Origin of the sequence: Pseudomonas fluorescens (assembly GCF_001902145.1) — a bacterium.
In the GTDB taxonomy this organism is placed as follows: Bacteria; Pseudomonadota; Gammaproteobacteria; order Pseudomonadales; family Pseudomonadaceae; genus Aquipseudomonas; species Aquipseudomonas fluorescens_BV.
In genome coordinates this window covers 1-21,371 of sequence record NZ_MRST01000016.1, presented here as the reverse complement: position 1 = coordinate 21,371, position 21,371 = coordinate 1, and the positions used below count along the sequence as shown (strand labels likewise).

The 21,371-nt window shown below is 60.9% G+C and carries 13 protein-coding genes; 7 read left to right on the top strand and 6 right to left on the bottom strand.

Features of this window, described 5'->3' with window-relative positions:
- Window positions 1-122: 122 nt before the first annotated feature.
- A complete protein-coding gene (locus BUE92_RS03425) occupies window positions 123-2,534 on the top strand; it encodes a sensor domain-containing diguanylate cyclase (RefSeq protein WP_073521934.1) in 2,412 nt (803 codons plus the stop codon).
- Between the two features lie 81 nt (window positions 2,535-2,615).
- On the opposite strand, the gene dacB is transcribed toward BUE92_RS03425, so the two are convergent.
- Window positions 2,616-4,076: a D-alanyl-D-alanine carboxypeptidase/D-alanyl-D-alanine endopeptidase gene (gene dacB, locus BUE92_RS03420; protein WP_073521933.1), complete on the bottom strand. Its 1,461-nt coding sequence runs from the start codon at window positions 4,074-4,076 to the stop codon at window positions 2,616-2,618.
- Window positions 4,077-4,312: 236 nt separating this feature from the next.
- Between dacB and BUE92_RS03415 the strand changes: the two genes are divergently transcribed.
- Window positions 4,313-4,657: a YggL family protein gene (locus BUE92_RS03415; protein WP_003193255.1), complete on the top strand. Its 345-nt coding sequence runs from the start codon at window positions 4,313-4,315 to the stop codon at window positions 4,655-4,657.
- A 37-nt stretch (window positions 4,658-4,694) separates the two neighbouring features.
- On the opposite strand, the gene BUE92_RS03410 is transcribed toward BUE92_RS03415, so the two are convergent.
- Window positions 4,695-5,885 (bottom strand): benzoate/H(+) symporter BenE family transporter, encoded by a 1,191-nt coding sequence (locus tag BUE92_RS03410; RefSeq protein WP_073521932.1) that lies wholly within the window; start codon window positions 5,883-5,885, stop codon window positions 4,695-4,697.
- A 316-nt stretch (window positions 5,886-6,201) separates the two neighbouring features.
- Between BUE92_RS03410 and BUE92_RS03400 the strand changes: the two genes are divergently transcribed.
- Window positions 6,202-6,966 carry a GntR family transcriptional regulator gene (locus BUE92_RS03400; protein WP_014719469.1) on the top strand — a complete coding sequence of 255 codons (765 nt, stop codon included), beginning with the start codon at window positions 6,202-6,204 and terminating at the stop codon, window positions 6,964-6,966.
- Window positions 6,967-7,105: 139 nt separating this feature from the next.
- On the opposite strand, the gene guaD is transcribed toward BUE92_RS03400, so the two are convergent.
- From guaD to xdhA, 4 genes are all read right to left on the bottom strand, one after another.
- Window positions 7,106-8,410 carry a guanine deaminase gene (gene guaD, locus BUE92_RS03395; protein WP_073521930.1) on the bottom strand — a complete coding sequence of 435 codons (1,305 nt, stop codon included), beginning with the start codon at window positions 8,408-8,410 and terminating at the stop codon, window positions 7,106-7,108.
- Window positions 8,411-8,422: 12 nt separating this feature from the next.
- Window positions 8,423-9,262: a xanthine dehydrogenase accessory protein XdhC gene (gene xdhC / locus BUE92_RS03390; RefSeq protein ID WP_073521929.1), complete on the bottom strand. Its 840-nt coding sequence runs from the start codon at window positions 9,260-9,262 to the stop codon at window positions 8,423-8,425.
- Window positions 9,263-9,377: 115 nt separating this feature from the next.
- Entirely contained in the window at window positions 9,378-11,777 is a 2,400-nt protein-coding gene (gene xdhB / locus BUE92_RS03385; protein WP_073521928.1) for a xanthine dehydrogenase molybdopterin binding subunit, read from the bottom strand.
- Window positions 11,770-13,218 (bottom strand): xanthine dehydrogenase small subunit, encoded by a 1,449-nt coding sequence (gene xdhA / locus BUE92_RS03380; RefSeq protein WP_073521927.1) that lies wholly within the window; start codon window positions 13,216-13,218, stop codon window positions 11,770-11,772. The genes xdhB and xdhA overlap by 8 nt, the downstream gene beginning before the upstream one ends.
- 280 nt (window positions 13,219-13,498) lie before the next feature.
- Between xdhA and BUE92_RS03375 the strand changes: the two genes are divergently transcribed.
- The 4 genes from BUE92_RS03375 (at window position 13,499) to ligA (ending at window position 21,225) form a co-directional block, all read left to right on the top strand.
- The gene (locus tag BUE92_RS03375) at window positions 13,499-14,158 is read left to right on the top strand and encodes a GntR family transcriptional regulator (protein WP_073521926.1); all 660 of its coding nucleotides are present in this window, start codon (window positions 13,499-13,501) and stop codon (window positions 14,156-14,158) included.
- Between the two features lie 2 nt (window positions 14,159-14,160).
- On the top strand, window positions 14,161-17,649 hold the full coding sequence (gene smc / locus BUE92_RS03370; protein ID WP_032903102.1) for a chromosome segregation protein SMC: 3,489 nt from the start codon (window positions 14,161-14,163) through the stop codon (window positions 17,647-17,649).
- Between the two features lie 258 nt (window positions 17,650-17,907).
- On the top strand, window positions 17,908-18,771 hold the full coding sequence (zipA, locus tag BUE92_RS03365; RefSeq protein ID WP_073521925.1) for a cell division protein ZipA: 864 nt from the start codon (window positions 17,908-17,910) through the stop codon (window positions 18,769-18,771).
- Window positions 18,772-18,858: 87 nt separating this feature from the next.
- On the top strand, window positions 18,859-21,225 hold the full coding sequence (gene ligA / locus BUE92_RS03360) for an NAD-dependent DNA ligase LigA (protein WP_073521924.1): 2,367 nt from the start codon (window positions 18,859-18,861) through the stop codon (window positions 21,223-21,225).
- Window positions 21,226-21,371 lie beyond the last annotated feature (146 nt).

Here is a 21,371-nt window from a genome sequence, read left to right as displayed (position 1 = left end):
AGGTTCTTCGCGAGCAAGCTCGCTCCTACTGTTTTTGCACTGGTCAAACCCATGACCGATGGCTATAACTTAAGCCCTAGCCAAAGTGACACCCCCGCACACTGGCGCTGTGAGTGTTGCTTATGCCGATGCAAGTCGTTCGCCCGAAAATCCTTGGTTTTATCAGTGAGCAGGCATCGGCTTGGCTGGTGGCATTGGTGGTGTTATTGGTCGGTAGCGCGCTGACGGTGGTCGTCGCATGGGCGGCGTCCGACCTGTATCAGCAACAGGTGCGCCAGCGGTTCCAGTTGCTGGTCAACGAACGCTACAGCCGCATCCAGGAACGTTTTGAAGACCAGGAGCAACGCCTGGGCAGCCTGCAGCGTTTTTTCGTCAATTCCGGCGAGGTGTCCCGCACCGAGTTCGACGGTTTCGCCAAACCGCTGTTGTTGCATGCCCGTGCTTACGCCTGGGCACCACGGATATTTCGCACGCAGCGCAGCCTGTTTGAACAGGACATTTCTCGCCAGCGTGGCATCCCCTTCAGTATCCGCGAACTGAATACCTCCGGTGAGTTGGCGCCAGCGGCCGAGCGCGATGAATACGTACCGGTGCTGTACAGCCAGACGCAAAGTTTGCTGGGCTCGCCGCTGGGCTTTGATCTGCTGGCTCAGCCTCTGCGCCGTTCAGCGCTGGAGCGTGCACAACAAAGCGGCCAGTTGGCGGTGTCACAGCCCATGCAATTGGTGGGGGTGGAGCCCGCTTATGCGGCAGGTGTGTTATTGGTGGCGCCCGTGAGCAAAGTCGCGGGGGCCGAGCCTTATGGTTTTGTGATGGCGGTGATCAGCATGCGCCAGCTGGTGGCCGAGGGGTTGCCCAGGCCCAACCGGGACAACCTGGTGATGCAGATCGTAGACACCTCCGACACCCAGCAACGGGTGTTGTATGGGTCCAGTAACGCCTTGGGCAGCAGTGGCTTGACGGCTGCGCGCCGCCTCACCCTGGGCGATCATGTCTACGCCCTGAGCCTGAGCGCCAGCGAAGTGTTCGACAGGGCCAACCATTCTTCGATTCACGCCATTCTGGCGATGGGCGTGTTGCTCAGCGCCTTGCTCAGTGCGCTGCTTTACATGCTGGTCAGCCAGCGCCAGCGCGCACTGAAACTGGTGGAGCAACGCACCGTTCAATTGCGTGCCCGTGAGCAGGAGTTGCGTGGCGCCCATGGGCAACTGCGCAGCGTGTTGAATGCGGCGACTCAAGTGGCGATCATTGCCACTGACCTGCGCGGTGTGATCAACACCTTCAATGCCGGTGCCGAACAGATGTTGGGCTTCAAGGCCGAGGAGGTGCTGGGGCATATGACCTTGGACCGTCTGCATGTGGCCGTGGAACTCGACGCCCGCGCTGAGCCGTTGAGCAGGGCACTGGGCAAGCGCATTCCAGCGAGCCAGGCGATGCTGGTGGAGAGCCCGGACAGTCAACATGAAGGACGTGAGTGGACGCTGGTGCGCAAGGATGGCAGCCAGCTGACGGTCAACATGTTGCCGACCGTGCTCTTGGATGACCATGGCCTGTGGGTCGGGCACTTGGCGATTTACCTGGATGTCACCGAGCAAAAGCGCGCCTATGAGGCCCTTGCCGTCCGCGACCGCCTGTTGAAAAAACTCAGCGCACATGTGCCTGGTGGCATCTTCCAGTTCACCCTGGAGCCCCAGGACAACGGGCGTTTCATCTATGCCAGCGAAGGCATGCGCGATATCTATGAAATCGAGCTGGGCATGCTGCAGAAGGATGCGAGCACGGTCCTGGAGCGCATTCACCCTTTGGATCTGGAGCGAGTGCGTGCGTCGATACGCCTTTCTGCGTTGCAACTGAGCCATTGGCGAGAAGAATACCGCGTGCAATTACCCCAGCGAGGCCTGCGCTGGATTCGCGGCGAAGCGACGCCGGAAGAGTTGCCGGGAGGCGGTACGCTTTGGCACGGTTATGTGTCGGATATTTCAGATCTCAAACGGGTCGAGGAAGAACTGCGCGCGCTGTCCATCACCGACTCGCTGACGGGGATCTATAACCGGCGCTATTTCCAGGATCGTCTCAAGAGCGAAATGCTTCGGCTCAATCGTACGTCTGGCGCGCTGTCGTTGATCATGCTCGATATCGACCACTTCAAGCGCATCAATGATCAGCACGGCCATGCCGTGGGCGACGGCGTGTTGCAGGAGTTGTGCAAGCGTATCGGCCAACGCTTGCGCCGCACCGATGTGTTTTGCCGGATCGGTGGGGAAGAGTTCGTGGTGCTGTGCCCCAACACCGATGGCGCTCAGGCCTACAGCCTCGCGATACAGTTGTGGCAGTCGTTGCGCGATGCGGCGATGGAACCGGTGGGGGTGGTTACCGCCAGTTTCGGCGTGGCCAGTTGGCGGATCGACGAAGGCATCGATGGGTTGCTGCTGCGCGCTGATTCGGCAGTGTACGTGGCCAAGCAGGCGGGCAGGGATCGGGTCGAGGAAGCCCTGATGCCTGTAGGAGCGAGCTTGCTCGCGAAAAAACCATAGACGCCGCGTTTATTCAGGATACACGCGTTATCGTTGACGTTTTTCGCGAGCAAGCTCGCTCCTACAGGGTGACGTGGTGCTTTAGAGGACCGGCGCGGCCGCAACGGCCTTCGGCTGGCGATACAGGTCCAGCAGCACCTGGTCCAACACCGACGAGGCTCCCCAAGGCTTGGCGTCGTTGAGAATCGCCACTACCGCCCAGGTATTGCCATTGTTGTCGCGGCTGTAACCGGCAATGGCGCGTACGGTGTTCAAGGTGCCGGTCTTTACGTGGGCTTCGCCGCGCAGGGCGGTGGTTTTCAGGCGTTTACGCATGGTGCCGTCGGTGCCGGCGATCGGCATCGAGCTGATGTACTCCGCCGCATAAGGGCTTTTCCACGCTGCTTGCAGCATGGCCGCCATCTCGCGGGCGCTGACTCGTTCGGCGCGGGACAGGCCGGAGCCGTTTTCCATCACAAGGTGCGGCGCGGTGATGCCTTTCTTGGCCAGCCACTGGCGCACGACGCGTTGCGCGGCCTTGGCATCGTCGCCATCGGCATCGTTGCGAAACTGTGCACCCAGGCTCAGGAACAACTGCTGGGCCATGGTGTTGTTACTGTATTTGTTGATGTCGCGGATGATTTCCGCCAGGTCCGGCGAGAAGGCTCGGGCCAGCACCTTGGCATCCTTGGGCACCGGGGCCTGGATATCACGGCCCTGGATGGTACCGCCCAACTCCTTCCAGATCGCCCGCACGGCGCCAGCGGTGTAGGTAGCGTGGTCGAGCAGCGATAGGTAGGTCTGCGAACTGCAGCCATCGCCCAATTGGCCGCTGACGGTCACGGTCACGCTGCCGTCGGCGGCGGTCACCGGGCTGTAGCGCACATCACCGGTGCACTGTTTGGCGTTGGTGACTTTCACCTGGTTGTCGATGCGAATGCTGGCAATCGGCGGCTCGACCGACACGATCACCCGCCCCGAATCATTGCGGGTCACGAAGCGCAGGGCCTTGAGGTTGACCAGCAAGGCGTCGGGCTTGACCAGGAACGGCTTGTTCTCATCGTTGCCGTCGTCATTGAACTCGGGCAATTGCGGCTGGTTGAAGAAATTGCGGTCCAGCACCAGGTCGCCGGTGACTTGCTGCACGCCATTGGCGCGCAGGTCGCGCATCAGCAGCCAGAGCTTTTCCATGTTCAGCTTGGGATCGCCGCCGCCCTTGAGGTACAGGTTGCCACGCAACACGCCGCCGCTGAGAGTGCCATCGGTGTAGAACTCGGTCTTCCACTGATGGTTGGGGCCGAGCATTTCCAGGGCAGCGTAAGTGGTGACCAGCTTCATGGTGGAAGCCGGGTTCACCGAGACGTCGGCGTTGAAAACCGTAGGGGTACCAGGGCCGTTCAGGGGCAGCATCACCAGGGACAGCGCGGTGTTTTGCAGCTTGGCCTTCTGCAAGGCCTGCGCAACGCTGGGTGGCAGGGTGTTATTGACGGGAGCTGCGGAAACGGAAAAGGCCAGGGGCAAGACAACACTGGCAAGTAACACTGAACGCAAAGATTTGATCATAAGAAATAAAACCCTACTGCTGAGGAGGGTGAAAAAGGCGAGGGGTATGGAAGAAAATCCCTCATTGGTCACGAAAGTGTAGGCATTATGCCCCAAGCTGGCGCCACGTGTAGCTGAACGATAGCTGCTAATCGCGGTTTTTTTGCCCGCATTTGCCCGTCGGTCCCAGAGAGTCGGGCAATTGCCGCCTTAAACTGCTAAAGTGCCGCCCGTTAATACTTATGAGGATTGTTCCAATGGCGACTAACCGTTCCCAGCGTCTGCGCAAAAAACTGTGCGTTGATGAATTTCAAGAGCTGGGTTTCGAACTGAACCTGGACTTCAACGAAGGCCTGAGTGAAGAAGCTATCGACGCTTTCCTCGAAGCATTCATCAAAGAAGCCATGGAAGCCAACGGCCTGGGCTATGTCGGCGGCGATGACTACGGTCTGGTTTGCCTGCAGAAACGTGGCTCGGTCTCCGAAGAGCAGCGTGCTGCGGTCGAAGCCTGGCTGAAAACCCGTTCCGAGCTGACCAAGGCTGAAGTCAGCCCGTTGCTGGACGTGTGGTATCCGGAAAAGCCGATCAACGCGGCTAAGTGATACTGAAAAAAACGGCGACCTGAGGGTCGCCGTTTTTTTATGCCTTGCGCCAATTCAGAATCAGCAGCGTCAACACCCCCGCCACAATCCCCCAGAACGCCGACCCGATGGAAAACAACGTCAAGCCTGACGCGGTGACCATAAAGGTAATCAGCGCCGCTTCCCGTTCCTTCGGCTCATTCATGGCGATGCTCAAGCCATTGATGATCGAGCCAAACAGCGCCAACGCCGCAATCGACAGCACTAGCTCCTTGGGCAACGCCGCAAAGAGTGCCGCCAGCGTGGCGCCGAACACCCCGGCAATGCCGTAGAACACCCCGCACCACACCGCGGCGGTGTAGCGTTTGCTGCGGTCTTCATGGGCGTGGGGGCCGGTGCAGATCGCGGCGCTGATCGCCGCCAGGTTGATGCCGTGGGAGCCGAACGGTGCCAGCACCAACGACGCCAGGCCGGTGGTGGTGATCAACGGCGAAGCCGGCACGGTGTAGCCGTCGGCGCGCAGCACGGCTACACCGGGCATGTTCTGCGAGGTCATGGCCACCACGAACAGTGGGATGCCGATGCTGATGGTCGCCGCCAGCGAGAAGTGCGGCGTCGTCCAAACAGGCGTCGCCACCTCCAGATGAAAGCCGCTGAAATCCAACAACCCCATCAGCCCTGACAAAGCGGTGCCGATGAGCAAGGCGGCCAGCACGGCATAGCGCGGCGACACACGCTTGATGATCAGGTAGGTGAAGAACATCCCCAGCACCAGCCCGGTACGGTGCTGGGCGGCGACGAAGATTTCGCTGCCAATCTTGAACAGGATCCCTGCCAGCAACGCCGCCGCCAGTGACGCCGGAATCCGCTTGACCAGCTTCTCAAAACTGCCGGTCAACCCGCAGAGCGTTACCAGTACTGCGCAGGTGATGTAGGCACCGATGGCCTCGCCATAACTCACGCCGCCCAGGCTTGTTATCAGCAGCGCCGCGCCAGGGGTGGACCAGGCGATGGTGATGGGTGTGCGATAGCGCAGGGACAGCCCGATGCTGCACACCGCCATGCCGATGGAAATCGCCCAGATCCACGAAGAAATCTGCGCGGTGGTCAAGCCGGCGGCCTGGCCGGCCTGGAACATCAGCACCAGGGAGCTGGTATAGCCGGTCATCATGGCGATAAAGCCGGCGACGACGGCCGACGCTGAAGTGTCGGCCAATGGGCGCAAGGGCGCTTGGGTGGCGTCGGTCATGGAGCGATGATCCTTGTTGTAGGAGCGAGCTTGCTCGCGAAAAACGTCAACGATAACGCGGGCTTCCTGAATAACCGTAGCGCTCTCAGGTTTTTCGCGAGCAAGCTCGCTCCTGCAAAGAGGGCGTGGGAAATCGTGGAATCAAGCCTAAACTCAAACGTAACGAGTCATTGCAATACAGCCGAGGCCGCAAACAGCCGTACAGTGTGTTGGCGCAGTGGGTTGTGTACAATGTGCGCTGTTTTTAGGTGATACTTGCCAGCGACACGCTGTTGCCGTATTACCGTTAATTCGCCGTTCTCAAACCCGAGTGCCCATGAACGAACAGTTGCAACCTCTCAAGAAACAACCGCGAGCCGGCAAGGCCGGTCGCAGCGGAACCCAGGACGATATCGTCTATGCGCATATCTTCGAGGCGATCCTTGAACAACGCCTGGCGCCCGGAACCAAATTGAGTGAAGAGGCACTGGGCGAGATCTTCGGCGTGAGCCGCACCATCATTCGCCGCGCGCTGTCGCGCCTGGCCCATGAAAGCGTGGTACTGCTACGGCCCAATCGCGGTGCGGTGGTTGCCAGCCCAAGCGTCGAAGAAGCGCGCCAGGTGTTCATGGCCCGGCGCCTGGTGGAGCGGGCGATCACGGAGTTGGCGGTGCAGCACGCCACGGCCGAGCAGTTGGCCGAGTTGCGCCAGATGGTCAACGACGAGCGCGACAGCTTCTCGCGCGGTGATCGTGGCGCCGGTATCCGTCTCTCCGGCGAATTCCATTTGAAGCTGGCCGAAGCCGCGAAGAACGCGCCGCTGATCAGCTTCCAGCGCAGCCTGGTGTCCCAGACGTCATTGATCATCGCCCAGTACGAAAGCGGCAACCGTTCGCACTGTTCCTACGATGAGCACACCCAGTTGATCGACGCGATCGAAGCCCGGGATGCGACGTTGGCGGTGAACTTGATGATGCATCACATGGATCACATCGACAGCAAGCTCAACCTCGATGAAGAGAGTGCGTCGGATGATTTGCATGCGGTGTTTTCGCATTTGTTGCAGACCAAGAAGCCAGGCCGCTCTTCAGTAAAGCTCTAGTTTCCCGGGCTCACTGGAGACAAAATTGTGGGAGCGGGCTTGCTCGCGAATGCGGTGGATCAGTCAATATACCTAGAGACTGACACTCCGTATTCGCGAGCAAGCCCGCTCCCACATTTGTTCGATGGTGTACCCGAAATCAGCGTTGATGCACCAGATTGCCGGCTGCATAGGTCTGCAACACCGTCCGATCATCCCCCAGCGTCATCAGCACAAACAACGTCTCGGCAATGTTATTGGCCTGTTTCAGGCGATAGCTCAACAGTGGCGTAGCGTTGTAATCCAACACCAAAAAGTCTGCATCGGTGCCCGGCTGCAAGGTGCCGATCTTGTCTTCCAGACGCAACGCCCGTGCGCCGCCCAGGGTCGCCAGGTACAGCGACTTGAACGGGCTCAGCCGCGCACCTTGCAGTTGCATGACCTTGTAGGCTTCGTTCAGGGTTTGCAGCAGCGAGAAGCTGGTACCGCCGCCCACGTCGGTGCCCAGGCCCACGTTCAAGTTGTGTTTCTCGGCCATCGGCAGGTTGAACAAACCACTGCCGAGGAATAAGTTCGAAGTCGGGCAGAACGCGACTGCCGAGCCAGTCTCTGCCAGCCGTGCGCATTCGTCGTCACACAGGTGTACGCCGTGGGCAAACACCGAGCGCTCGCCGAGCAAGTTGTAGTGGTCGTATACGTCCAGATAGCCGTTGCGCTCCGGGAACAGCTCATTTACCCACTCGATTTCCTGCTTGTTCTCGCTGATGTGGGTCTGCATGTACAGGTCTGGGTACTCGCCCAGCAACTGACCGGCCAGCGTCAGTTGCTCCGGCGTGCTCGTAGGGGCGAAGCGTGGCGTCACCGCGTAATGCAGGCGCCCCCTGCCGTGCCAGCGTTCGATCAGCGCCTTGCTTTGCTGGTAGCCGGATTCGGCGGTGTCGGTCAGGTAGTCCGGTGCGTTGCGGTCCATCATCACCTTGCCGGCAATCATGCGCAGGTCGAGTTTCTCGGCCGCTTCAAAGAATGCATTCACCGATTGCGGGTGCACGCTGCCGAACACCAGCGCTGTGGTGGTGCCGTTGCGCAGCAGCTCCTTGATGAAGATATCCGCGACTTCTTCGGCGTGAGCCTTGTCGGCAAACTGGCTTTCACAGGGGAAGGTGTAGGTGTTGAGCCAGTCCAGCAACTGTTCGCCATAGGCGCCGACCATACCGGTCTGCGGCAGGTGGATATGGGTATCGATCAAGCCGGGGGTAATCAGTGCGTCCTGATAATGGGTGATGTCGATATCGGCGGGCAGGCTCGGCAGCAGGTCGCTGGCGTGGCCAAGGGCGCTGATCTGGCCGTTGTCGATCACCAGCAAGCCGTCCTCGAAATACTCATAGGAGGCTTCGATCCCCACGATGGCAGGGTCGGCGATGCTGTGCAGGATGGCGGCACGGTAGGCTTTGCGAGTCAAAGGCATGATCGTCTCAATTCAGATAGCTTGGCTGCGGCGCGAAGCCGGCAGCAGTTTGGCAATAGGTTCGGCGCCGGCAAGGTGCTGGCCGAAATTGGCGTTATAGGTGGCGATGATTTCGCCGGCGATGGAGATGGCGATCTCCACCGGTAGCTTGCCCTTGACCTCGGGGAGGCCCATGGGGCAGCGCATGCGCTGTAACTGCGTGGCCTCAAAGCCGCGATCACGCAGGCGGTGTTCGAATTTGACCCGCTTGGTTTTCGAGCCGATCAGGCCGAAGTAGGCGAAGTCGTTGCGCTTGAGCAGGGCGGCGGCCAGTTCCAGGTCCAGCCCGTGGTTGTGGGTCATGACGATGCAGTAACTGCCTGCGGGCAAGTCGTCAATTTCGTCAACCGGCTCTTCGCTGACGATTTTACGCACGCCTTCGGGGATGTGCTGCGGGAACTCCTGCTCGCGGGAATCGATCCAGCGCACCCGGCAGGGCAGGCTTGCCAGCAATGGCACCAACGCACGGCCGACATGGCCGGCGCCAAACACGGCGATGTGCGCCTGCACCTGGCCCATGGGTTCGAACAGCAGCACGGTCATGCCGCCGCAGCATTGGCCCAGGCTTGCGCCGAGGCTGAAGCGCTCCAGATGGGTGTTCTGCTGGCCGCGCACCAACATGTCCCGGGCGATCTGCATCGCCTTATATTCCAGGTGCCCGCCGCCGATGGTGTCGAAGGTTTGCGCGGCGCTGATGACCATCTTGGAACCGGCGTTGCGCGGGGTGGAGCCGAGTTCTTCGATGATGGTGACGAGCACGCAGGCTTCGCCCTGGTTTTGCAGGGTGGCTAGGGCGCTGATCCAGTTGTCCATGTCTACCTCAACATTTCTGCTGTTAGTTCGGCCGCCTTCGCGAGCAAGCCCGCTCCCACATTGGAATGCATTTCAAATGTGGGAGCGGGCTTGCTCGCGAAGGCAGCGCCTCGGTCTAGAGCGAAGCCATCTCGGTTTCAGTTTTAACAGCCTTTAGCGCCTGCAACTGCCGCATCTGCTCACACCCCCACAACACCCGCTCGGGTGTGGCCGGCGCATCGATCCTGGGCTGCTGGCGATAGTCAGCCAAACTCGCCACCGCATCCTTGATTGCACACCACGAGGCAATCCCGAGCATGAACGGCGGCTCGCCCACGGCCTTGGAATGGAACACCGTGTCTTCCGGGTTCTTGCGGTTCTCTACCAGCTTCACCCGCAGGTCCAGCGGCATGTCGGCCACCGCCGGGATCTTGTAGCTGGCCGGGCCGTTGGTCATCAGCTTGCCCTTGTTGTTCCACACCAGCTCTTCCATGGTCAGCCAGCCCATGCCCTGTATGAAGCCGCCTTCCACCTGGCCGATGTCGATGGCCGGGTTCAGCGAGGCGCCGACGTCATGCAGGATGTCGGTGCGCAGCATTTTGTATTCGCCGGTCAGGGTGTCGACGATCACTTCGCAGCAAGCCGCCCCGAACGCGTAGTAGTAGAACGGCCGCCCGCGTGACTGGCTGCGGTCGTAGAAGATTTTAGGGGTCTTGTAGAAGCCTGTGCTGGAGAGCGACACCTGTGCGAAATACGCCTGCTGGATCAACGCTTCGAAGCTCAGGATCTGCTCGCGTACGCGCACATGACCGTTGCGAAACTCCACGTCCGCCTCGCTCACGTCGTACTTGCGCGCCGCAAACTCCACCAGGCGCTGTTTGATGGTTTCGGCCGCATTCTGCGCGGCCTTGCCGTTCAGGTCGGCACCGCTGGAGGCCGCGGTGGGCGAGGTGTTGGGCACCTTGTCGGTGTTGGTGGCGGTGATCTGGACGCGGTCGATTTCTACCTGGAATACCTCGGCCACGACTTGCGCGACCTTGGTATTCAAGCCCTGGCCCATTTCAGTGCCGCCGTGGTTCAGGTGGATGCTGCCGTCGGTGTAGATATGGATCAGTGCGCCAGCCTGGTTGAGGAAGCTGGCGGTGAACGAAATACCGAATTTCACCGGGGTCAGCGCCAGGCCCTTTTTCAGGATCGGGCTGTGGGCGTTGTACAGGCGGATCGCTTCGCGGCGCTCTGCGTATTGGCTGCTGGCCTCAAGCTCGGCGGTCATCTCTTCGAGCATGTTGTGCTCGACGGTCTGGTAGTAGTGGGTGACGTTGCGCTCGGTCTTGCCGTAGTAGTTGGCCTTGCGCACGGCCAGCGGGTCTTGGCCTAAATGACGCGCGATGGCGTCCATCACTTCCTCAATGGCAACCATGCCCTGCGGGCCACCGAAGCCGCGATAGGCGGTGTTGGAGGCGGTGTTGGTCTTGCAGCGATGGCCGTTGACCGTGGCGTCGCCCAGGTAATACGAGTTGTCGGCATGGAACATGGCGCGGTCGACAATCGAGTTGGACAGGTCTGGCGAACAACCGCAGTTACCCGCCAGCTCCAGGTTGATGCCGTGCAGTCGGCCGTTGTCGTCAAACCCCACGTCGTATTCGATATAGAAGGGGTGGCGTTTGCCGGTCATCAGCATGTCTTCGACCCGTGGCAGGCGCATCTTGGTCGGCTGGCCGGTGAGGCGCGCTACCACGGCGCACAGGCACGCCGGGCTGGCGGCCTGGGTTTCCTTGCCGCCAAAACCACCGCCCATGCGGCGCATGTCGACCACGATCTTGTTCATCGACACATCCAGCACTTCGGCCACCAGCTTCTGCACTTCGGTGGGGTTTTGCGTGGAGCAGTAGACGATCATGCCGCCGTCTTCGGTGGGCATCACCGAGGAGATCTGGGTTTCGAGATAAAAGTGCTCCTGGCCACCGATATGCAATGTGCCCTGGATGCGGTGCTTGGCACTTGCCAGCGCAGTGGCCGAGTCGCCACGTTGGTGGGTGTGGCTGTCGAGCACGAAGTGCTTGTTGCGAAACGCCTCGACCACATCCAGCACCGGCTCCAGGTCTTCATATTCGATCACCGCCGCCATCGCCGCCTTGCGTGCGGTCTCCAGGTCGTGGGCGGCCACGGCCAGCACCACTTGGCCGACGAACTGCACGGTGTCGATGGCCAGCAGCGGGTCGCCGGGCATCAACGGGCCGATGTCTTTCAGGCCCGGTACGTCTTCATGGGTGATGGCAATGCGCACGCCGTCGAAGGCGTAGCAGGGCGCGGTGTCGATGCTGATGATCCGGGCATGGGCGCGGTCGGACATGCGCGCATACAGGTGCAACTGGTTGGGAAATTCCAGGCGGTCATCGATGTACTGTGCTTCACCGCTGACGTGCTTGGCGGCGCTGTCATGCTTGACGCTGCGCCCGACCCCGGTGGTGAGGTCCTGGGCAAAGAGTGCGGCAAGTTCGGCCTGGGTTTTTACCACGGCGTGATGGTTAGACATAAGCGGTCACCCGAGTCTCGATGTGCGGCGTTTGCAGTTCGATGAAGTATTTGCGCAGCAGGTTCTGCGCGCTGAGCAGGCGGTATTCCTTGCTGGCGCGAAAGTCCGACAGTGGGGTGAAGTCACCGGCCAGGGCGGTGCAGGCCTTTTCCACCGTGGCCGCATTCCACGTGGCACCTACCAACGCAGCTTCGCAGCGTGTTGCGCGTTTTGGCGTGGCGGCCATGCCACCGAACGCAACGCGCGCTTCGCTGACCACGCCGTTGTCGATCTTCAGGTTGAACGCTGCGCACACGGCGGAAATATCGTCGTCCAGGCGCTTGGACACCTTGTAGGCCCTAAACAGCGCGTGGCCCTTGGGCACGATGATGGTCTCGATGAACTCGCTGTCCTGGCGGGCGGTGACGCGGTAGTCGATGAAGTAGTCTTCCAGGGCCAGGGTGCGGCGGGTGTTGCCCTTGCACAGCACGATCTGGGCGCCCAGGGCAATCAGCAGCGGCGGCGAATCACCAATGGGCGAAGCGTTGCCGATATTGCCGCCCAGGGTGCCCTGGTTGCGGATTTGCAGGGAGGCGAAGCGGTGCAGCAGTTCGCCGAAGTCCGGATATTCATGGTGCAGCGCGGCGTAGCAGTCGGAGAGGGCGGTGGCCGCGCCGATTTCCAGGCGGTCGTCGAACTGCTCGATGCGCTTCATGGCTTCAATGTTGCCGACGTAGATCATCACCGGCAGGGTGCGGTGAAACTGGGTGACTTCCAGCGCCAGGTCGGTACCGCCGGCCAGCAGGCGGGCTTGCGGATAGGCATCATAGAGGTCAGCCAGGTCGGCGACGGTCAGCGGCACCAGGCAGCGCTTGTCACCGCTGTTGAGCTCACCGGTCTGGGTCGGCGCGATGGCCTTGAGACGGGCGATGGTTTCAGCCTGGCGGTTGTCGAATTGATCCTGGGGCTTGTTGCAGCAGGCCTGTTCGGCGGCGGCGAGAATGGGGCGATAACCGGTGCAGCGACACAGGTTGCCGGCCAGCGCTTCATGGGCTTTCTGGTTGTCGGGGGCATCGCTGTTCTTTTGCAGGGCAAACAGCGACATCACGAAACCCGGGGTACAAAAGCCGCACTGCGAACCGTGGCACTCGACCATGGCCTGTTGCACGCTGTGCAGTTGGCCCTGGTGCTTGAGGTCTTCGACGCTGATCAGTTGTTTGCCGTGCAGTGACGACACGAACGTCAGGCAGGAATTGAGGCTGCGATAACGAATCTGCTCGATGCCTTGTTCGTCGGTGTGCAGCTCGCCGACCACCACGGTGCATGCGCCACAGTCGCCGCTGGCGCAGCCTTCCTTGGTACCGGATTTGCCCACATGCTCGCGCAGATAGTTGAGCACGGTCAGGTTGGGGTCCAGGGCGTGCTCGCTACGGAGTTCCTGGTTAAGTAAAAACTGGATCACGGAAGGCCTCGCAGACTCATTATTGTTGTTAACCGCTTTGCGCCGAATCTAGTCATGTCTGACTTTTCGGTCAATGCTTTTCTGACCTAGGGGTCAAGAAAATCCGGTCGCAACACTTTCAATTATGGTCCAGTCTTCTGGAACCGGCGTTTTTGGCGGCTTACAGGCTTTCAACGTTGCTTATTTCGTGCCAAATTCGCCACGGTGGGCGTAGCGCCATCAGCGGGCCAATGCGCTACACTGCCGCGCTTGTACCGATAGCAGATTTTGAAGGGAAAACATGACGTTCAAGGCGCCGGACAGTCTCGCCGAGCAAATTGCTCACCACCTCGCCGAACGTATCATTCGCGGCGATCTCAAGCCTGGGGAGCGGATCCAGGAACAGAAGGTCACGCTGGCGCTCAACGTCAGCCGTGGTTCCGTGCGTGAAGCTTTGCTGATCCTTGAGCGCCGCCATCTGATTGCGATCCTGCCGCGTCGTGGTGCCCACGTCACCGAGCTCACCGCGCACAAGGTGCAGAGCCTGTGTACGTTGATGGGCGAGATGTACATCCTGCTCGGCAATGCGGTTGCCGAAGGCTGGCAGACCCAGGCCGACATGGCGCCGTTCCTGCAGATCCAGCAACGCCTGCAACTGAGCCTGGAGCGCGAGGATATCCGTGCCTTCGTCGAAGAAAGCTTCAATGTGATGCGCGCCGCGTACCCCTTCGCCAACAACCCGTATTTGCAGGAAACCGTCGAAAACCTGCAGCCGGCGATGAACCGCGCTTATTACCTGGCGCTGGATCAGCGCAAGGCGTCCATGAGCGAGTTCCTGGCGTTGTTCGAGCAATTGCTCGCCGCGGTGCTTGCCCGTGACCTGGCGCAGATTCGTGGGGTGCTCACCGCCTATTGCCAGCGCAGCAGTTCGCTGGTGATCGCAGCCTTGGCGGACGCCTAAGCGTGCGGCTCAAGTGCATCAAGTTGGCGGGATTCAAGTCCTTCGTCGACCCGACCACCGTCAACTTCCCCAGCAACATGGCGGCGGTGGTGGGGCCCAATGGCTGTGGAAAGTCGAACATCATCGACGCCGTGCGCTGGGTGATGGGCGAGAGCTCGGCGAAAAACCTGCGCGGCGAGTCGATGACCGACGTCATCTTCAATGGCTCCACCAGCCGCAAGCCGGTGAGCCAGGCCAGTATCGAACTGGTGTTCGATAATTCCGATGGCACCCTGATCGGCGAATACGCAGCCTACGCGGAAATTTCCATCCGTCGTAAAGTCACCCGCGACAGCCAGAACAGCTACTTCCTCAACGGCACCAAGTGTCGCCGTCGCGATATCACCGATATCTTCCTCGGCACCGGCCTGGGCCCGCGTAGCTACTCGATCATCGAGCAGGGCATGATCTCCAAGCTGATCGAAGCCAAGCCCGAAGACCTGCGTAACTTTATCGAAGAAGCGGCCGGCATCTCCAAGTACAAGGAGCGCCGCCGCGAGACTGAAAACCGTATCCGCCGCACCCACGAAAACCTCGCCCGCCTGACCGATCTGCGCGAAGAGCTGGAGCGTCAGCTCGAACGCCTGCACCGCCAGGCCCAGGCCGCCGAGAAGTATCAGGAATACAAGGGCGAAGAGCGCCAGCTCAAGGCGCAACTGTCGGCCCTGCGCTGGCAGGCATTGAATGACCAGGTGGGCCAGCGCGAAGCGATTATTGGCACCCAGGAAGTCAGCTTTGAAGCGCTGGTGGCCGAGCAGCGCAATGCCGACGCCAGCATCGAGCGCTTGCGTGACGGCCACCATGAGTTGTCCGAGCGCTTCAATCTGGTGCAAGGCCGCTTCTATTCGGTGGGCGGTGACATTGCCCGGGTCGAGCAGAGTATCCAGCACGGCCAGCAGCGTTTGCGCCAGTTGCAGGATGACTTGAAGGAAGCCGAACGCGCACGCCTGGAAACCGAATCGCACCTGGGCCATGACCGTACCTTGCTACTGACCCTGGGCGAAGAGCTGGACATGCTCACCCCCGAGCAGGAAATCACCAGCGCCGCCGCCGAAGAAGCCGCCGCCGCCCTGGAAGAATCCGAAGCCACCATGCACGGCTGGCAGGAACAGTGGGACGCCTTCAACCTGCGATCCGCCGAGCCACGCCGCCAGGCGGAGGTGCAACAGTCGCGCATCCAGCAGTTGGAAACCAGCATGGAGCGCCTGGCCGAGCGCCAGCGCCGTCTGCAGGAAGAGCGCGTCCTGCTCGCTGCCGACCCGGAAGACGCGGCGATCATGGCGCTGAGCGAACAACTGGCCGAAAGCGAAATGACCCTGGAAGAGCTGGAGGCCAGCGAAGAACAGCAAGTGGAGCGCCTGGAGCAACTGCGCCAGCAATTGCACACCGCGACCCAGGCGCAGCAGCAGGCCCAAGGCGATTTGCAGCGGCTCAATGGTCGGTTGGCTTCGCTGGAGGCATTGCAGCAAGCCGCGCTCGACCCCGGCACTGGCACCGCCGAGTGGCTGCGCGACCAACATTTGGCTGAGCGCCCGCGCCTGGCCGAAGGCTTGAAAGTCGAAGCTGGCTGGGAGCTGGCGGTGGAAACCGTGCTCGGCGCCGATCTGCAAGCGGTGCTGGTAGATGATTTCGGCGGCTTCGACCTGGCCGGTTTCGCTCAGGGCGATTTGCGCCTGCTCAGCCCGGCGCCGGAGGGTGCACGGGTGCCGGGCAGCTTGCTGGACAAGGTCGAGGCGGCGATGGATCTGTCGCCATGGTTGGGCCAGGTCAGGCCGGTGGAGTCTCTTGAGCAAGCCCTGGCCCAACGCGGGCAATTGGCGGCCGGCGAAAGCCTGATCAGCCGCGATGGTTATTGGGTCGGCCGCCACTTCCTGCGCGTGCGCCGCGCCAGTGAGGCGGAAAGTGGCGTATTGGCCCGTGGCCAGGAAATCGTCAACCTGAGCGCCGAGCGTGAAGAACGCGAAGCCACACTGGAAAGCCTGGAAACCGAACTGCAAACCCTGCGCGCTACCCAGCGCCAGCAGGAAACCGGCCGCGAACACCTGCGTCGGCTGTTGCAGGACGAAGCGCGCCAGCAAGGCGAGTTGAAAGCCCAGTTGTCTGCGAGCAGGGCCAAGGTCGAGCAATTGACCCTGCGCCGCACGCGTCTTGACGAAGAAGTGGCCGAGATGGGCGAACAGCGCGCCCTGGAACACGAACAGATTGGTGAAGCGCGCCTGCACTTGCAGGAAGCCCTCGACAGCATGGCCCTGGACACCGAACAACGCGAGTTGCTGCTGGCCCAGCGCGACAGCCTGCGCGAGCGCCTTGACCGCGTTCGCCAGGAAGCCCGGCAGCACAAGGACCACGCCCATCAGTTGGCCGTACGCCTGGGCTCGTTGCGCGCCCAGCATGATTCCACGCGCCAGGCCCTTGAGCGCCTGGAGATGCAGTCCGAACGCCTGACCGAAAAGCGCGAGCAACTGAGCCTCAACCTGGAGGAGGGCGAGGCGCCGCTGGAAGAGCTGCGCCTCAAGCTTGAGGAATTGCTCGACAAGCGCATGACCGTCGACGTCGAACTCAAGACCGCACAGATCGCCCTGGAAGACGCCGACCGCGAACTGCGCGACGCCGAAAAGCGCCGCACCATGGCCGAGCAGCAATCCCAGTTGATCCGCGGCCAGCTCGAACAACAGCGTATGGAGTGGCAAGCCCTCACCGTGCGCCGCAAGACCTTGCAAGACCAATTGCTGGAAGACGGCTATGACCTGCACGGCGTGCTCAACACCCTGACCGCCCAGGCCAACGAGAAAGACGCCGAAGAAGAACTTGAACGGATTGCCGCACGTATTCAACGCCTGGGCGCGATCAACCTCGCCGCTATCGATGAGTACCAGCAGCAGTCCGAGCGTAAACGTTATCTGGATGCCCAGGACGCCGATCTGGTTGAAGCCCTGGACACCCTGGAAAACGTGATCCGCAAGATCGACAAGGAAACCCGCAACCGCTTCAAAGATACCTTTGATCAGATTAATGGCGGTTTACAGGCGTTATTCCCAAAAGTTTTCGGTGGTGGCAGCGCCTACTTGGAACTGACGGGCGAAGATCTACTCGATACAGGGGTAACGATCATGGCGCGGCCTCCGGGCAAGAAGAACAGCACCATCCATTTGTTGTCCGGCGGCGAAAAAGCCCTGACCGCATTGGCCCTGGTATTTGCCATCTTCAAGTTGAACCCGGCGCCGTTCTGCATGCTCGACGAAGTTGACGCGCCGCTGGATGACGCTAACGTTGGACGCTACGCTCGGTTGGTTAAAGAGATGTCCCAGACGGTGCAGTTCATCTATATCACCCACAACAAGATCGCCATGGAAATGGCCGACCAGTTGATGGGGGTGACGATGCACGAGCCCGGATGTTCGCGATTGGTAGCGGTGGATGTGGAAGAGGCGATGGCGATGGTGGAATCCTGAGCCACGCCGAGAGAGAGATTTACAGCACGGCGTAGGGCAATTTACCGGTCTGGGGAAAGTGGCAAATGGACATATTTGTTCAAGGCATTTTGACAGACGGTGTAAAGTTATCTTTGGTCGTGCTAGTTTAATGTCAATTTTTCGTGTGCGTGGGCAAAACGTCAGTCAGAACATAGAGTTGGCGCCACGTTTTAAAGCGGTTTGCACGGTGCTAAACCCCTTATTTTTCAGCATTTTTTATTAGAGGCACGGGATTACATGGAAATCGGTCTGCGCGAGTGGCTGATCGTCATCGGCATTATTGTCATTGCCGGTATTCTTTTTGATGGCTGGCGCCGCATGCGCGGTGGCAAGGGCAAGCTCAAGTTCCGGCTGGACCGGAACCTGTCCAACTTGCCGGACGACGACGGCGCCGCCGAGCTGTTGGGGCCGCCCCGTGTGCTGGATACCCATAAGGAACCGCAGCTGGACGAGCATGACTTGCCGTCGATGAGCGCGCCGCTGCGTGAAGCCCGCGAGCCGTCGTCCAAGCGTGGCAAGCGCGCCAGCGCGGCTGGCGCCGAACCGCATCAGGGCGACCTGAACCTCGACGTCGATGATGGCCCGAGCTTCAGCAGCCGCGATGACGATTTCCCGGACGAGACGTCCGCCAAGAGCGCGGCGCGCCAATCGGTGAACGATCAGCCGGCTGCCGAAGAAGTCTTGGTCATCAGCGTGATCTGCCGCGACGCCGGCGGTTTCAAAGGCCCGGCACTCTTGCAGAACATCCTCGAAAGCGGCCTGCGTTTTGGCGAGATGGATATCTTCCATCGTCACGAAAGCATGGCCGGTAACGGCGAAGTGCTGTTCTCCATGGCCAACGCGGTCAAGCCGGGCACCTTCGATCTGGACGATATCGACCTGTTCAGTACCCCGGCGGTGAGTTTCTTCCTTGGCCTGCCTGGCCCGCGTCACCCGAAACAAGCGTTCGACGTGATGGTGGCCGCCGCCCGCAAGCTGTCCCAGGAACTCAACGGCGAGCTCAAGGACGACCAGCGCAGCGTGCTCACCGCCCAGACCATCGAACACTACCGTCAGCGCATCGTCGAGTTCGAGCGTCGCGCCCTGACACAGAAACGCTGAGGATCGATCTTAAGCGTTGTCTGTAGAATCCGTGCACTAACATATTGAGCAGCTTCGGCTGCTCTTTTGCTTTATGAGAGAACACCCATGACCGCCGCCCATACCCGCATCCTCGAACTGCGCGCTGAACTGGATCAGCACAACTACCGCTACCACGTCCTCGACGAGCCGAGCATTCCGGACGCCGAGTACGACCGCCTGTTCCACGAGCTCAAGGCCCTGGAGGCCGAGCACCCGGAACTGGTGACGCGTGATTCGCCGACGCAGCGGGTCGGCAGTGCGGCGTTGTCGGCGTTCACCCAGGTCAAGCACGAGATCCCGATGCTCAGCCTGGGCAACGCCTTTGATGAAACCACCATGCTGGAGTTTGATCGCCGGGTCACCGAGGGCCTTGACCTGCCGGTGGGCGATCTGTTTGGCGCTGGCGCGGCGGTGGAATACAGCTGCGAGCCGAAGCTGGATGGCCTGGCGGTCAGCCTGCTGTACCAGGATGGCGAGCTGGTGCGCGGTGCCACCCGCGGCGACGGCACCACCGGCGAGGACATCAGCGTCAACGTGCGCACCGTGCGCAATATCCCCCTGAAACTGCACGGCACGGGCTGGCCGGCCACCCTGGAAGTGCGCGGTGAAGTGTTCATGTCCAAGGCCGGTTTCGAGCGATTGAACGCCTCGCAATTGGAAGTGGGCGGCAAGACTTTCGCCAACCCGCGCAACGCCGCGGCGGGCAGCCTGCGCCAACTGGACTCGAAGATCACCGCCAGTCGCCCGCTGGAATTCTGCTGCTATGGCATCGGCCAGGTGACCGCGGATATCAGTGACACCCATATCGGCAACCTCAAGCAGTTGCAGAAGTGGGGAATGCCGATCAGCCACGAATTGAAGCTGGCCAAGGGTATCCAGGAATGCCTGGACTACTACCGCGACATCGGCGAGCGCCGCAATGCGCTGGGCTATGAAATCGACGGCGTGGTGTTCAAGGTCAACAGCATTGCCTCCCAGCGTGAACTGGGCTTCCGTGCCCGCGAGCCGCGCTGGGCGATCGCGCACAAATTCCCGGCCATGGAAGAACTCACCGAGCTGCTCGACGTGGAGTTCCAGGTCGGTCGTACCGGTGCGGTCACGCCGGTGGCGCGGCTCAAGCCGGTCAAGGTGGCCGGCGTGACCGTGTCCAATGCCACCCTGCACAACATGGACGAAGTGGCGCGCCTGGGGCTGATGATCGGCGACACCGTGATCATCCGCCGCGCCGGTGATGTGATTCCGCAGGTGGTCTCTGTGGTCACCGAACGTCGCCCGGAAAACGCCCGCGCCGTGCAGATTCCGCAAAATTGCCCGGTGTGCGGTTCCCATGTGGAGCGCACGCAACTGGTCAAGCGCAGCAAGGGCAAGGAAACCGTCAGCGAAGGCGCGGTGTACCGTTGCGTCGGGCGCCTGGCCTGCGGTGCGCAGCTCAAGCAGGCCATCATTCATTTTGTCTCGCGCCGGGCCATGGACATCGACGGCCTGGGCGACAAGACCATCGAGCAACTGGTGGATGAAAAGCTCATCGGTTCGCCGGCCGATCTCTACAAGCTCAAGTACGAACAGATCATCGACCTGGAAGGCTTTGCCGATATCTCCAGCAAGAAACTGATCAGCGCCATCGAAAACAGCAAGACCCCGACCCTCGCACGCTTTATCTACGCCTTGGGCATTCCCGACGTGGGCGAGGAGACGGCCAAGGTACTGGCGCGCTCGCTGGCGTCCCTGGAGCGTGTACAAAAGGCGTTGCCAGAGGTGCTGACGTACTTGCCGGATGTAGGGCTGGAAGTGGCTCATGAGATCCATAGCTTCTTTGAAGACGGGCACAACCAGCAGGTGATTGGTGCGCTGTTGTCGCCGGACGAGTGCGGCCTGCAATTGCAGGAGCAAGGCGAACTCAGCGCGGAATTCGCCGCCAGCACCACCTTGGGCGGTTTGCTCGACAAGCTGCACGTACCGTCTGTGGGCCCGGGCGCGGCGCAGAAGCTCGCGGACAAGTTCGGTTCGCTGGAAGGCGTAATCAAGGCTGACTGGCTCGATATGCGCCAGGCGCTGCCCGAGAAGCAAGCCAAGGCCGTACGGGAGTTTTTCGACAGCGTCGACAACACCAACCATGCCCTGGCCATTGAGCAACAGCTCAAGGACTTCGGCATGCACTGGCAGAGCGAGAAAAAGGTCGTTGAAGGCTTGCCCGAAGCCGGGCACACCTGGGTACTCACCGGCTCCCTGGAGCTGATGAGTCGCGATGTGGCCAAGGACAAGCTCGAAAGCCTGGGTGCCAAGGTGGCCGGTTCCGTTTCGGCGAAAACCCACTGCGTGGTGGCCGGACCGGGCGCCGGTTCGAAACTGGCCAAGGCCAATGAGCTGGGCCTGAAAGTACTGGACGAAGAGGCCTTCGTCGCCTTCCTGGCCAAGCACAACATCACCGTTTGATTGATCGTCCCCACGCTCCGCGTCACTAGTGTCCGGTAAAAACCAAAGGGGGAGCTTGCTCCCCCTTGCTGTTAGCGGTCATCAGTCATAATCGGATTTTTCAGACTCGATTTTGACTCATGTTTTCCAGCACCCGTTTAGCTCAC

Coding starts and splice junctions, on each gene's coding strand:
- ligA (WP_073521924.1), top strand. CDS start 18,859: ATGACCGCCGCCCATACCCGCATCCTCGAACTGCGCGCTGAACTGGAT.
- BUE92_RS03400 (WP_014719469.1), top strand. CDS start 6,202: ATGAACGAACAGTTGCAACCTCTCAAGAAACAACCGCGAGCCGGCAAG.
- BUE92_RS03425 (WP_073521934.1), top strand. CDS start 123: ATGCCGATGCAAGTCGTTCGCCCGAAAATCCTTGGTTTTATCAGTGAG.
- BUE92_RS03375 (WP_073521926.1), top strand. CDS start 13,499: ATGACGTTCAAGGCGCCGGACAGTCTCGCCGAGCAAATTGCTCACCAC.
- zipA (WP_073521925.1), top strand. CDS start 17,908: ATGGAAATCGGTCTGCGCGAGTGGCTGATCGTCATCGGCATTATTGTC.
- xdhC (WP_073521929.1), bottom strand. CDS start 9,262: ATGGACAACTGGATCAGCGCCCTAGCCACCCTGCAAAACCAGGGCGAA.
- BUE92_RS03415 (WP_003193255.1), top strand. CDS start 4,313: ATGGCGACTAACCGTTCCCAGCGTCTGCGCAAAAAACTGTGCGTTGAT.
- guaD (WP_073521930.1), bottom strand. CDS start 8,410: ATGCCTTTGACTCGCAAAGCCTACCGTGCCGCCATCCTGCACAGCATC.
- dacB (WP_073521933.1), bottom strand. CDS start 4,076: ATGATCAAATCTTTGCGTTCAGTGTTACTTGCCAGTGTTGTCTTGCCC.
- xdhB (WP_073521928.1), bottom strand. CDS start 11,777: ATGTCTAACCATCACGCCGTGGTAAAAACCCAGGCCGAACTTGCCGCA.
- BUE92_RS03410 (WP_073521932.1), bottom strand. CDS start 5,885: ATGACCGACGCCACCCAAGCGCCCTTGCGCCCATTGGCCGACACTTCA.